General features: G+C 55.5%; 11 protein-coding genes and 1 other RNA gene. 2 read left to right on the top strand and 10 right to left on the bottom strand.

The annotated features are described in order from the left end of the window. Position 1 precedes the first annotated feature (1 nt). On the top strand, positions 2-1,561 hold the full coding sequence (locus C0560_RS05205; RefSeq protein WP_123429362.1) for an EAL domain-containing protein: 1,560 nt from the start codon (positions 2-4) through the stop codon (positions 1,559-1,561). A gap of 29 nt (positions 1,562-1,590) precedes the next feature. Here the strand turns inward: C0560_RS05205 and C0560_RS05200 are convergent, their stop codons facing one another. From C0560_RS05200 to C0560_RS05185, 4 genes are all read right to left on the bottom strand, one after another. Further along, on the bottom strand, positions 1,591-1,944 hold the full coding sequence (locus tag C0560_RS05200) for a DUF1428 domain-containing protein (RefSeq protein ID WP_102104278.1): 354 nt from the start codon (positions 1,942-1,944) through the stop codon (positions 1,591-1,593). Between the two features lie 62 nt (positions 1,945-2,006). After that, positions 2,007-5,093, bottom strand: coding sequence for a beta-galactosidase (locus C0560_RS05195; RefSeq protein ID WP_248859766.1), 3,087 nt, complete (start codon positions 5,091-5,093; stop codon positions 2,007-2,009). 104 nt (positions 5,094-5,197) lie between these two features. Then, positions 5,198-6,265 carry a LacI family DNA-binding transcriptional regulator gene (locus C0560_RS05190; protein WP_181827423.1) on the bottom strand — a complete coding sequence of 356 codons (1,068 nt, stop codon included), beginning with the start codon at positions 6,263-6,265 and terminating at the stop codon, positions 5,198-5,200. A 75-nt stretch (positions 6,266-6,340) separates the two neighbouring features. Next, positions 6,341-6,952, bottom strand: coding sequence for a YitT family protein (locus tag C0560_RS05185; RefSeq protein WP_100777386.1), 612 nt, complete (start codon positions 6,950-6,952; stop codon positions 6,341-6,343). A gap of 84 nt (positions 6,953-7,036) precedes the next feature. On the opposite strand from C0560_RS05185, the gene C0560_RS05180 reads away from it, so the two are divergent. After that, on the top strand, positions 7,037-8,458 hold the full coding sequence (locus tag C0560_RS05180) for a PLP-dependent aminotransferase family protein (RefSeq protein WP_248859765.1): 1,422 nt from the start codon (positions 7,037-7,039) through the stop codon (positions 8,456-8,458). A gap of 63 nt (positions 8,459-8,521) precedes the next feature. Here C0560_RS05180 and C0560_RS05175 read toward each other — a convergent pair whose 3' ends face one another. The 6 genes from C0560_RS05175 to ffs all read right to left on the bottom strand — a co-directional run bounded on the left by C0560_RS05175 (position 8,522) and on the right by ffs (position 12,712). Beyond that, positions 8,522-8,737: a hypothetical protein gene (locus C0560_RS05175; RefSeq protein WP_014069144.1), complete on the bottom strand. Its 216-nt coding sequence runs from the start codon at positions 8,735-8,737 to the stop codon at positions 8,522-8,524. Then, the gene (locus tag C0560_RS05170; RefSeq protein ID WP_100777388.1) at positions 8,734-8,985 is read right to left on the bottom strand and encodes a hypothetical protein; all 252 of its coding nucleotides are present in this window, start codon (positions 8,983-8,985) and stop codon (positions 8,734-8,736) included. Before C0560_RS05170 ends, C0560_RS05175 begins: the two co-directional genes overlap by 4 nt. Positions 8,986-9,404: 419 nt before the next feature. After that, entirely contained in the window at positions 9,405-10,127 is a 723-nt protein-coding gene (locus C0560_RS05165; protein WP_248859764.1) for a hypothetical protein, read from the bottom strand. Between the two features lie 44 nt (positions 10,128-10,171). Then, a protein-coding gene (locus tag C0560_RS05160) for an IS3 family transposase (protein ID WP_248859763.1) occupies positions 10,172-11,346 on the bottom strand; the annotation gives its coding sequence in 2 pieces (ribosomal slippage) (positions 10,172-11,088 and positions 11,088-11,346; 1,176 coding nt in all). A gap of 60 nt (positions 11,347-11,406) precedes the next feature. Beyond that, a complete protein-coding gene (locus C0560_RS05155) occupies positions 11,407-12,507 on the bottom strand; it encodes a site-specific integrase (RefSeq protein ID WP_248859762.1) in 1,101 nt (366 codons plus the stop codon). A 108-nt stretch (positions 12,508-12,615) separates the two neighbouring features. Then, positions 12,616-12,712: signal recognition particle sRNA small type (gene ffs / locus C0560_RS05150), an RNA gene on the bottom strand. Between the last annotated feature and the right edge of the window lie 180 nt (positions 12,713-12,892).

Below are 12,892 nucleotides of genomic sequence, written 5' to 3'. Positions count from 1 at the left end.
CATGACAACTCGCCAACTGGTCAGTCTGGTGACTGGTGTTCTGATCTTTGCCGTGCTGATCCCCATTTGTCTGAGCGTCTGGATGGCGCACCGCCAGGCGGAAGAGAATTTCGTCGAAGCGCTGGACCGGTACTCCTCACGCGTCTTGCTCCGGGCAGATAAAGTCGTAAGCCAGGGAAAAACCGCCTTAAAACAGCTCCAGCCCCTGCAAAGCACGCCCTGCAGTTACGAACATCTTCTCGATATGCGCCGCGTGGCGTTCTCCCTGCGTTACGTCCAGGAAGTGATGTACGTTGTCGACCAAAAGCCGATCTGCTCGTCGCTTGAACAAGTCAGCAACTCCGTACCTTTTCCTGCGCCTGTGCGCACCACCGCCGACGGCTATCGCGCCTGGCTCACGACACAAAACGATCTGGACGTTAATCGTTTCATGCTGATGCTGGGAAAAGGCCACTACATGGTGGTGATTGACCCGTCATCCCTGATTGACGTTATTCCCTTTGGTTCCTGGCCGATTGATGCCGCGCTGGTCGGCGAAGACAGTAATCGGGTGTTCGCCAGCAGCAACCCGCTGGACCCGCTGATCTGGAAAAAGCTCCATACGCAGAATCTCACGCGCCTGCAGCATGATGGCTTCATGTATGTGGTCAAAGAGGTACCGGAATTGCGCTATGCCGTCGTCGCCTGGGCCTCCCTGAAACCGTTAAAAGCGAGCTGGCATCAGCAGCTGCTTTTCTGGTTCCCGTTTGGTGCGCTCATCAGTTTACTGGCCGCCGCATTTATCCTGCGCGTGTTGCGCCGTTTGCAGTCGCCACGCTATCGCCTGTTGGATGCGATCAACGCCCGCGAACTGGTGGTGCATTATCAGCCCATTGTGGCGCTGGACACGGGTAAGATTACCGGCGCAGAAGCACTGGTCCGCTGGCCGCAGCCGGATGGCAGTATGTTGTCGCCAAACATCTTTATTCCGCTGGCCGAACAAACCGGATTAACCTCCAGGCTTACCCGTCTGGTGTTCGAGAAAGTGTTTGAAGATATGGGCGAATGGCTGCGCCACAATCCGCATCAGCATATTTCGATCAACCTCTCGCCCGCCGATCTGTTTTGCACTGAATTGCCGCCTTTGCTGAGCCGCCTGCTGAACCACTGGCAGATCACACCGCAGCAGATTGCGCTTGAACTGACCGAGCGCGGATTTGCCGATCCGAAGGTGAGCGCGCCCGCGATTGCCAGCTTCCGCCGCTCAGGCCACCCGATTCATATCGACGATTTTGGCACCGGCTACTCCAGCCTCAGCTATCTGCAGGATCTGGACGTGGACATCCTGAAAATTGACAAGTCGTTCGTGGACGCACTGGAGTACAAAAACGTCACGCCGCACATTATCGAAATGGCTAAATCGCTGAAGCTGGCGATGGTCGCCGAAGGGATTGAAACAGAAGGACAGCTTGAGTGGCTGCGCCGCCACGGCGTGCAGTACGGACAGGGCTGGTTGTACAGCAAGGCCTTGCCAAAAATTGAGTTCATACTGTGGGCAGAGAATAACCTCGATCCAGAGTAATGCCCGGCGAGCCTCGCCGGGCGCACGGATTACTCATCCAGCAGCGGCGCAAATCCGCCGTAGATCATCCTTTTACCGTCAAAGGGCATCGACTCGCCGAACTCTTTCATGCGCGGGTCGGCCATCATCTGCTGGTTCGCCTTATCGCGAACCTCTTTTGACGGATATTCAATCCAGCTAAAAACGACCTCTTCGCCCTCTTCCGCTTTCACCGCCATGCGAAAATCGGTGAGCTTTCCATCGGGAACATCGTCAGCCCAGCACTCCACGATCCGTGTCGCGCCAAATTCTTTAAACAGCGGGGCCGCTTTTGCTGCCATCTCGCGATAAGCCTCCTTATTTTCCGCGGGAACAGCGACCACAAAACCATCAACATACTTCATGAGTCAAACCTCCGAAGTGATCATGCGGCCACCTGGTGTGGCCGCCTCTGACGGATTTAAGTTTAGTCCTGTCGCCAGCTAAACGCGTAACGCAGTGACCGGTCTGCGAGGATAAACTCCGGCGAAACGCTCGGGCTCCACGAGTCATCCCCGCCCACGCCCATATGGAATGCGTCGAGAGACAGCCAGCAGCCCGGCTCCTCGATCAGCAGATGATGATGCGTGGTGTCGCGCAGCTGCTGCTGACTGTAGCGGCTTAGCGTAAAGTGGAAATGGCCCTGCAACTGGTGTGCGCCAAATGTCAGCTCGCGGGTATCGCAGCGCAGGCCGTTTTCCGTCGGGAAGATATAGGGCGTGTGCAGTGCCTCCAGCGGTAGCGTCCAGCGCCCCTGTCGCGCCGCCAGTTTTCGGTCCGGGTAGTTCTCATTCGGCCCGAGCCCCAGCCAGCTTGCGGACGCCGACGCCTCTGCCAGCTGGCAGCTCAGGCCGATGCGCGCCGGTTGTGGAATATCACTTGCCACCTGAATCTGCACATCACCTTGCAGGACACCATGGCTGTCAATGGTCCAGACTTTCCGGCTCATGAACAGCGTTTTGCCGTTAAACTCCCAGGCATGAAGCGTGGTAATCGCCACCTCCTGCGCACGCTGCTCGCCTTCGCACTGCAACACGCGCGGCGCGAGGTTATACATTCCCGCCGCTTTCCAGCGTTCCACCCAGGCATTCGGATCGATGCGCGTCGCTTCGCTGACGCCAATATCGTTATCCAGCGGCGCGCGGGTAAAGTTGTCGATGAGCGGCGAGCGCAGTGTTTGCACACCGCGGTTCCACCACTGGACCAGATTTCCGCTGGCGCGATCGAAATGCCAGCGTTGATCCAGGTGGCTCACTTCCAGCACTTCGTCGTTAACCGTCAGCTGCGGTTTTACCTGTCCGGCAACCGGCACTGACACAGACAACGGCGCAGGCAGCGGGAATTGATCCCAGGCGCAGCGATGATTAGCGGGCGACCAGTGGGTTGCCGCGGTCTGGAAAACGTCGAGATTCAGCCAGACTTCGCCCGGTGCGGCGGCCAGTTCAGGCAAAGCCATTTCAATGCGCTGGGTGCCTTGCGGCGCAACGGACAGCGGCACTTCTCCGCTCGCCACCTCGTCGCCGTCACGCATAATGTACCAGCGCAGGGATTCGTTATCGCTGTGGCGGAACAGGTAATCGCTGTGCACATCTACCACCAGCGGCGAAGAGCTCACCAGCGTGAAAGTGAAAAATTGCTGGGCGCGCTGAGCTTCAAACAGCGCCGGGTGCGGCGTGCGATCCGGGAATACCAGCCCGTTCAGGCAAAACTGACGATCATTCGGCGTATCGCCAAAATCACCGCCGTAGGCCCAGAACGCCTGGCCATTTTCGTCTTTTTTGGTTAACGCCTGATCCACCCAGTCCCAGACAAACCCGCCCTGCAGGCGCGGATGGCTGCGGAATGCCTGCCAGTATTTGGCAAACCCGCCAAAGCTGTTGCCCATCGCGTGGGCGTACTCGCAGAGGATCAGCGGGCGCGTTTCATCCGGCATCCCGATCCACTTTTTAATCGACCATTTTGGCACCGCCGGGAACGGTTGATCCTGATCGACGCGGGCGTACATCGGGCAGACGATATCCGTCGCGGCGGTATTTGCCCCGCCGCCCTCATACTGAACCGGACGCGTCGGATCGGTGGTTTTGATCCAGCGATAGAGCGCATCGTGATTGGCGCCGTGGCCGGACTCATTGCCCAGCGACCAGAGGATGATCGACGGATGATTGCGGTCGCGCTGCACCATGCGCGTAACGCGCTCGCTCATGGCAGGCAGCCAGCGCGGATCGTCCGCCAGACGGCTCATCGGCACCATGCCGTGGGTTTCAATATTCGCTTCGTCCACCACATACAGGCCGTAGCGGTCGCACAGGCGATACCACAGCGGGTGGTTAGGGTAATGGGAGCAGCGCACGGCGTTAAAGTTATGCTGCTTCATCAGCTCGATATCGCGGCGCATGGTTGCTTCATCCATCACCTGGCCGTTTTCGGGATGGTGCTCGTGGCGGTTCACCCCACGGATCAGCAGCGGCTGGCCGTTGACTTTCAGCAGGCCATTGCTGATCTCCACGCGGCGGAAACCGACATCGCACGCCTCCACTTCCAGCAGATTTCCCTGCCCGTCACGCAGAACGAGCGTCAGACGATAAAGCGCGGGCATTTCGGCACTCCACAGCGCCGGGCGGTCCACCGGCAGAGTGACATGTAAACGCTCGGCCCAGTTACCGCGCTCATCAACAATCGCAGAGCCTGGTCGGGCGGTCGTCGTCGCGACCGGTTCATCATCCTGCCAGAGCGTTAGCACGACTTCGCTGTCGGCCACTGCCTCGCCGCCGAGGGCCACTTCCACCTGCAATTTTGCGCGATCGTAATCCGCATTCAGTTCGGTGACGTAGTGGTAATCGGCAATGTGAGTGGCCGGTTTATGCTGGAGCGACACGTCGCGGAAAATCCCGCTCATCCGCCACATATCCTGGTCTTCCAGATAACTCCCGTCGCACCAGCGCAACACCAGCACCGCCAGGCGATTACTGCCGGGTTTCAGCACAGGCGTAAGATCGAACTCCGCCGGCAGGCGGCTGTCCTGGGAGTACCCCACCCACTCGCCGTTGCACCAGAGATAAAACGCCGAGTTCACACCGTCAAAAACGATGCGCGTTTGGCCGCTTTTAAGCCACTCTTCGTCCACCTCAAATGTGAGCGAGTAACAACCTGTCGGGTTCTCGGCAGGCACAAACGGGGGATTGACGATGATCGGGTAGGTAACGTTGGTGTAGATCGGCGTATCAACGCCCTGCATCTGCCAGTTTGACGGCACCGGCGTGGTGATAGCCTCTGCACACTCTTCTGTTATCCAGTGCTCAGGAACCTGCTCTGGCGCCGTGAAAAAGCGGAACTGCCAGTCGCCGTTCAGTAACCGCTTGTGCGAAGGTGGCTGCTCATCGCGAGCCTGCATTTCATCGCGCCAGCTGTGAAACGGCGCGTGGGCATCCAGCCGATGCCATTGAGTGACGCCGGGGTTTTCCCAGTCGCGACGAGCTAAAACAGAATGCAGAGAGTGCGGGAATGCGACAGACATAATGACCTCTTTTGCGAAGCGCTCACAATTCAAGTCACAATGCCCTGGTGAGAGAAATCGGTAAAGGATCTGACCACGGCAAAGCGAGCCAGATCACAAAAGGATCAGCGCCGCGCCAGCTGCTCAGCCAATAGCGCCAGGGATTTCAGCTGCTGTGCCAGCGCTTCGCGATCGGCCTGATCGGGCGCGTGACGGGCGCTGGAGTGGCGCTCCACCAGCGTGACAGGAAGCTGCGTTTGCCAGAGTTCATCCGTTGATCCGGAAAGGAGCCACTCGACGCTGCGCTCGCCGGCCACGCGAAACGCCTGGCGGATGGTGGTCAGCGGCGGGGAGAACCAGGCGCTGTCAGCGGTATCATCAAATCCCACCACCGACATCTGCCCCGGTACGGCTATCCCTTTTTCAGCACAGGCGCGCATCACGCCGAGGGCCATCTGATCGTTTGCCACCAGAATGGCATCAGGAAGAGCGCTACCCGCCAGTAGCTGATGACCTTTTTCATACCCTGACGCCGCGCTCCAGTCGCCATGGGCCATCGCACACGGAACCAGATTGTCCTGCGCCAGCCGCGCCTGCCAGCCCGCGAGACGCGCGCGTGACGAGACGGAACTCTCTGGCCCGCTGAGCAAGGCAATGCGTCGGTGTCCAAGCGCCAGCAGGTGCTCAGCGCCAAGCTTAGCACCCTGCTCCGCATCAAAGGCCAGGCGATGAACTTTCGCTTCAGGGGAGACGTCGAAGAATAACACTGGCACCGGTGCGGCAAGCTGGCGGATCTGTTCGGCGAGGGGATCGTCGAGGGGAACGTTGACCAGCAAGCCTTCCACGCGCTGGGCCAGTAACTCCTGGAGTGCCGCCTGGCAACGCTCAGGATGCTCCACCATCGAAATCAGCACGCTTGCGCCGCACTCGCCCGCGCGGGATTTTACCGCAGAGGCGATCTGCGAGGGCGCATGCAGCGCCAGGTCGGTGGTAATCAGCCCCAGCGTACGGGTGCGTTTCCCGGCCAGTTGCTGCGCGCCGCGATTGGGGACGTAGTGCAGTTCAGCCATCGCCTGCTGCACCTTTTCACGGGTCCTTGCGGAGACGTGCTCCGCGTCGTTTATTACACGGGAGACCGTCTGATAGGAAACGCCCGCCAGGCGGGCAACGTCATAGAGAGTGATGGCTTTCATGCTTTCCGTATCGCAGCGGGAGATGCCGTTATTCTGGCACAGCGCGGCGGGTAAAGCATGTGAGCGCTTCGCAGTTTAAACAATTCGTTCCGGCTCTGGCACCAGCGTCACCTGCGGCTTCTGACGAAACCACGGCAGGCAGATCTGGATCAGCGGGCCGATGGCCAGCGCGTACAGGACCGTGCCCACACCAAAGGTTCCGCCGAGTACGCAACCAATCAGCAATACCGACACTTCTATCGCCGTACGCACGCTGCGCACCGACCAGCCCGTGCGGGCGTTAATGCCGGTCATCAGGCCGTCGCGCGGGCCGGAGCCAAAGCCTGCGCCGATATACATTCCGGTCGCCAGCGCATTGACCACCACGGCGGAGATGAGCAGCGCGCTGCGGGCCACCAGCGAACTCATCTCCGGGAGCAGCGACAGGGACGCATCGGCCGCCAGACCAATCACAATGACGTTACTGATTGTGCCAAGACCTGGGCGCTGGCGCAGTGGGATCCAGAACAGCAGCACCAGCGCGCCGGTCAAAATCATTACCGTGCCGATGTCCATCGCCAGCAGGCGGGCGACGCCCAGATGGAACACGTTCCACGGATCGGCACCGAGATCGGCGCGGACAAACATCGCGGTAGAAAGCCCGTAAAATCCCAGTCCGACATAAAGTTGCAGTAAACGACGCAGCATGATGGTTCTCCAGAAAGTTATGCTTTCATCCTGGCTGAAAATGGCTCTATGATTAATGTCCAGTTTTCAAATAGTGGACTGCATATGTCATCTCGTCGCTTCGGTAGCCAGTCGCTGGTGCGCCTCTTAGGCCACTGGCAACAGCCCTTCTCCCGCACGCCTTTATGGCGACAACTGGCGGACGCACTACGCCTGTTGATTCTCGATGGCCGATTGGCCCTCGATACGCGCCTGCCCGGTGAGCGCGAACTGGCTACGGTGCTCAACGTGAGCCGCACGACGATTGCCAGCGCGCTGGCACACCTGCGCGACGCCGGGTATCTGGAGAGCCGCCACGGCAGCGGCTCCCGTATTATCCTCCCGGACAGCCACGCCGTCCCGACGCGAGCGGCCATCAGCACTGCGCTGGATCTCTCAACCGCCGCGCTCAGCGCCGGGCCGGAAATTCACCAGGCTTATACCCACGCGCTCACCGCCATGACCCAACACCTCTCTCACACGGGTTATGACCAGTTGGGCTTACCGGAACTGCGCGAAACCATCGCCGCACGTTATTCCTCGCGCGGGCTGCCGACGCGGGCAGACGAAATCATGGTGGTCAACGGTGCGGTCAGCGGCCTGGCGCTGGTGCTGCGCATGTTGACCGGGCCAGGCGATCGGGTGGTGGTGGATCATCCCACTTACCCGCTGGCGATTGCGGCAATCCAGGGCGCGTCCTGTCGTCCTGTTGGCGTGGCGCTGCCGGAATCGGGCTGGGATACGGACGGCTTTGCCGCGACGCTGGCGCAAACCGCGCCGCGACTGGCGTACCTGATGCCGGATTTCCATAATCCCACCGGGCGCTGCATGGACATCGCCACGCGCCAGACCATCACCGATATCGCCGCACAAACCCGCACCACGCTGGTGGTGGATGAGACCATGGTTGACCTGTGGTTTGATGCGCCACCCCCGCCGCCGCTGGCGGCATTTAACCCGCAGGCCAACGTCATTACCCTCGGTTCGGCGGGCAAAAGTTTCTGGGGGGGATTACGCCTGGGCTGGATCCGCGCCTCGTCGCGCACCATTGCCACGCTGGCCCAGACGCGCGATACCCTCGATCTTGGATCGCCGTTGCTGGAACAGCTGGCCACCCTGTGGCTGATTGAGCACGCCGCCACTTTCCTGCCCGCAAGACGGCAGATGCTGACAGAACGCCGCGATCGCTGCAGCGCGTTAATGCGTGAGCATTTTCCGGAATGGCGTTTTCACGAACCAGAAGGCGGGCTGTCGTATTGGGTGGAACTGCCGGGGATGGTCGCCACGCAGCTCGGCGCGCGGGCGGAGACGCTGGGAATTCATCTCGGCACCGGCACACGCTTTGGGCTTTCCGGGGCGTTTGACCGCTATCTGCGTATGCCTTTCTCAATGGATTCGGCGCAGCTGGAAAACGCGCTACTGCGAATTAAACCGCTGTGGAACTCGCTGAACAGAAGTGAAAGTTATTTAAAACGTGGCGTAATATAACCAGCGGAAAATAAAAACTGCTGGCTGCACTAGATGCAGTCAGCAGTTTTCACAGGTTTGTCATCAGTGCTGAGGAGGAATCGGAAAACCTTTCAGAGAAATAACGAAATTTTCTCCTTCTTTCTTTATTTTCGCGCCCGTATCACACCAGTCAGACGCAATGCGAAAGAACTCATCACTTCCTACATTCCAGCCAAGACGTACGTGTTTTACGTAGCCTGAACGAAGCAGATCGCAGGCCTCTTTGTAGTCATTGGCAGTAGACAGTTGTTGTTTCATTTTCTCTTCTTCAGAAGTTTGCGTAGAGCCTTGATTTCTTTAGGAGTAAAAGGAGTCACACTCTCTTCTTCCGTATGCTGATTATCAATATCCTCTTCCGTTACTCCCGCCTCTTCCACTGCCTCAAACGCCAGCAGCAGCAGTTTTTCTGTCGTCACGCTTAAATTCTCGTTATTCGCTTCGGCATAATGACGAAGTCTCTCTTTTAGCGCTTCATCAATTTTTACGTTTAAGACTGCAGTGCCCATGTTTGTCACTTCCCTTCGGAATAAGTTATTTAATTTAATACACGAAGTTACTGGGGCAATCCACTGATATATTTTTTGCTTATGACGGATTAAAAACACCCCGACATTAATTTGCCAGTCTATTATTACAGGTTTATGACAATATTATTTCATTGCAATGAAGGATATATTACATAACCCCTTTATAATCATGGGCAATATTTTTTGAAAGGGGAAAATTTTCAGAGAGGCGGAAATGGGTGGGGGCCCTGCCAGCTGAGATTTTTCTAACAAAACCTATGTATTTCAATGCACTAAAAAGCGGTGGGGCAATGAATTTGTATCACCAAAAGTATACACTGGCAAGCCGTTTTCTCATGCGACAGACACAAAAAAACCGGGGCTGACCCGGCTATGTATGACTTTTGACCAAACTCCATCTAGGCTACATTTTCCACTACCATGTAGGATCGCCCAACCTCCTCAATCAATGGTTGGAGGTTCGTATTGCTGCCTTTGACTGTAAACAGGTCTTCTGGCTGTTCATCTTTTACGGCCTTTTTAACATAACCATAATACGGACGACTGACAGCAGACCTTAAAGATACCTCCGTACAAGAAGTTAACGCGACCACATTTTCTCCAGTGTACTTGAACACTGGAGGCTCATAGTTTTTGATCACGCTCCGGCAAGAGTTCACAAATTGTATGAACGCTTCAATTTTACCTGCCAGAGCCAAACGACGGGCATGTTCGATCTCATCTACCGTGAGATCGGGAGCGGAAATCTGGACCACCTCGTCTTCACGCGAAAATCCGTTACACAATTTCAGATGATGATACAGTGCTCCGGAAGCACATCTTAGAGCCCTTGTCATGCGTTCCGTGTTCCGTTTGGATGGCTCAGTATTTTTACCTTGAGAAATATTATAATCCCACATCTGCCGATGTACTGTTGGCGTATCGATATGATCCAGTTGTTCTAAGATTGTAAGAATTCGCTCTCCCTTGAACCTTCTTGTCTCTTCTTCCTGCCCCAATGCACTGCAGATACAATCTTCCACAATGCGTGGCAACTCCCCCAAAGAGCCATACCCTCGTAAGAAAATGCGTACAGCTGTATTATCAACCCCTTTTGCTACAGCACCCTTAGTTCTCGCCATATTGTTCTCCTTTTTAAATAGACATAAGTAATCCTCTGTAGTGGTCAACAAAAACTGGCCACGGCTTTAGAGTTTTTCCAGAACAATCGTTCTGATTCATTCGGCGTCAAACCTCCATTATATTGATGAGGTCTGAGCTGGCTGTAATATCCCATAATGTAATTCGTTATTGCCGTGCTGGCTTCGCTAAAATTAGCGTACCCATTATCCGGAACCCACTCTGTTTTCAGGCTTCTGAAGAACCGTTCCATTGGGCTATTATCCCAGCAATTTCCCCGGCGACTCAGGCTTTGCTTTATCTGATATCTCCACAGTAACTGTCTGAAATTCCTGCTGGTATAGTGACTGCCTTGGTCCGAGTGATACAGTAAATTAACCGGCTTTCCTCGGGCTTCCCAGGCCATGGACAGCGCTTTAGCTGTCAATGCAGAATCCGGAAAAAATGACATCGCCCAACCAACCGGTTTACGGGAAAACAAATCGAGTACAACAGCCAGATAAGCCCAGCGTTTTCCCGTCCAGATATAAGTCACATCACCGCACCAGGCCTGATTAGGCTCGGTAACAGCAAACTGGCGATCCAGATAATTAGGGATCTCAATGTGTTCCTTAGACGCCTTCTTATAACGATGGCCAGGTTGCTGACAGCTGATAATATTGAGCGCTTTCATCAGCTTTGTTGCCCGCCAGCGGCTCAGTTTTATACCTTTGGTGGTGACCATCGCGGCAATGCTTCGCGCTCCTGCTGAGCCGTTACTTTCGCGATAAACTTCACGCACAAGGCTCAGTAAAACCACTCTCGTGGCGTCAGGCTTCTTTGGCTGCCGCCAGTATTTATAGCTGCTGCGATGAACCCCAAACACGTTGCACATAACGGCAACAGGAAACCGCGCCCTGAGTTTCTCAACTAATGAGAACTGTTCAGGGAGTCTGACATCAAGAGCGCGGTAGCCTTTTTTAATATATCCCTTTCCATTTCAACGTGTTGAAGTCTTTTCTTCAACTCACGTATCTCAATCTGCTCCGGTGTCATGGGTGACGCTACGGGTGATTTTCCCGCTCGCTCTTCTTTCAATTGTCGAACCCATTTGTCCATCGTGGATTTGCCGACATTCATCGCAGTGGCAGCGGCGGCAACGGTGTAGTGCTGATCGAGTACAAGCTGGGCAGCTTCGAGGCGAAACTCGGGGCTAAAATTGCGTCTGTTACGTCCGGTCATAATGTCACCTGTTTTGACTATGAGGTGATGATATCACCTCTATTCAGGTGGCCAAATTCACTATGCCACTACACATAGATACTCCACCAGCTCAACCAATCGCGAGACATCAACGCCCTTCCCATATCGGTTGTACGTGATCGTTGCGTTCGAGTGTCCGAGCACCTGGGATGCGAACTGCTCAGGGAAGCCATTCTGTTTAAATGTTGTAGCGGCGTAGTGGCGCAACGAATGATATTCGGGCAAACCGTGCTTTCCCCGAAACCGTGTGAACCAGCGACTGAAATAGTGACCATAGCTACCAAGATGCAAGGTTAGCTCAGGGAATAAATGCCCTTTTCGGGCGGATATGAAATCAAGCAGACCAAGTGCTAACAACTGAGAGTGGATCGGCACAAACCGCCGTGAACTGTCGGTTTTGAGTGTCTGATTAGGATTCAGGTTATCGACACGGAAGCACCAAACTCCGTCAACTTTCATCACGTCATTGTGGTAAAGCTGGCAGATCTCATTCTGCCTCATCCCCGAATAGCGACCAATCAGAATGATCCACCGCTTCCAATCCCTCACGCCATGTAAAGCAATGTGCAAGCGTTTCAGATCGTTGAGCGAATACGCAGGACGGCGATCCATTGGAGCTGTGGTTTCCTTCACTCCCATTCCCTCAAACGGGTTTCGAATATCTTCATCCGTACGTGTTGCAACCCATTTGAAAAATGCTGAGTTCTTTTTGATGTAGCGGTTTCTGGTGGATGCTGAACCTTCAAGACCATCAACAAGCGCCGCCGCGCTTCTTTTGCTGAAAGGCTCTTTTGTTGAATTCAGATATGCATTCACGCACCTGTTGATCGTTAGTATTTCCCGTTCACCAACTGATCCCTCTTTAGCTTTGGTGTACTTATCGAGCTCGCCCTTGAGGCTCTTGAATGCCTTCTTCTGTTGTGGCTGTTGGAAGGAAGCAGACGGGGTTGCAGTGTGTGCCGGGATGGACTGCGGAACGCAGTGGAAAGGTTGTGAGGTGAGATATTTCTCCACACGGATCAAGGCTTCACGCTTGGAACGTGTGCGAAGGGAAATACGAATTTCACGGCGTTTCCGAGGTGTCAGGTAGACCCTACGGTAGTACCAGATCCCGTGACGGGAAAGCATAAGATGCGACATTGATTAGCGTCCTAAGTGATACACGAAAGTTGTATCACCGCCGTTTCAATGCACGAAAACAGAGGGTTACATGATGGATATCATGCACTTAGCAGAAATGGGTGGGGGCCCTGCCAGCTACATCCCGGCACACACGTCATCTGCCTTGGCTGCTTCCTTCCGGATCTGACCTGGTAAACAGAGTAGTGTTGCGGGAGAACCAACAGAGCCCCCATTGAGAGCGTTGTTACCCAACGCGCTGGCGCATTATCCCTGCACAGGATCGCAATTGCAAGTTAACCGCGACCGGATGATGGTTTATTGCGCAAACTGTGGAATTTATCCAAGATTATGCCCATCCCCGCATGAAATCTGCGCTGGACTGCGCGATTATGCCTGTCTACAT

The sequence above is a fragment of the Lelliottia sp. AC1 genome (assembly GCF_023278595.1).
In the GTDB taxonomy this organism is placed as follows: Bacteria; Pseudomonadota; Gammaproteobacteria; order Enterobacterales; family Enterobacteriaceae; genus Enterobacter; species Enterobacter nimipressuralis.
Note: the sequence above shows the minus strand (reverse complement) of the source record. Positions and strands in the feature narration are given on the sequence as shown.

Coding starts and splice junctions, on each gene's coding strand:
- C0560_RS05205 (WP_123429362.1), top strand. CDS start 2: ATGACAACTCGCCAACTGGTCAGTCTGGTGACTGGTGTTCTGATCTTT.
- C0560_RS05200 (WP_102104278.1), bottom strand. CDS start 1,944: ATGAAGTATGTTGATGGTTTTGTGGTCGCTGTTCCCGCGGAAAATAAG.
- C0560_RS05195 (WP_248859766.1), bottom strand. CDS start 5,093: ATGTCTGTCGCATTCCCGCACTCTCTGCATTCTGTTTTAGCTCGTCGC.
- C0560_RS05190 (WP_181827423.1), bottom strand. CDS start 6,265: ATGAAAGCCATCACTCTCTATGACGTTGCCCGCCTGGCGGGCGTTTCC.
- C0560_RS05185 (WP_100777386.1), bottom strand. CDS start 6,952: ATGCTGCGTCGTTTACTGCAACTTTATGTCGGACTGGGATTTTACGGG.
- C0560_RS05180 (WP_248859765.1), top strand. CDS start 7,037: ATGTCATCTCGTCGCTTCGGTAGCCAGTCGCTGGTGCGCCTCTTAGGC.
- C0560_RS05175 (WP_014069144.1), bottom strand. CDS start 8,737: ATGAAACAACAACTGTCTACTGCCAATGACTACAAAGAGGCCTGCGAT.
- C0560_RS05170 (WP_100777388.1), bottom strand. CDS start 8,985: ATGGGCACTGCAGTCTTAAACGTAAAAATTGATGAAGCGCTAAAAGAG.
- C0560_RS05165 (WP_248859764.1), bottom strand. CDS start 10,127: ATGGCGAGAACTAAGGGTGCTGTAGCAAAAGGGGTTGATAATACAGCT.
- C0560_RS05155 (WP_248859762.1), bottom strand. CDS start 12,507: ATGTCGCATCTTATGCTTTCCCGTCACGGGATCTGGTACTACCGTAGG.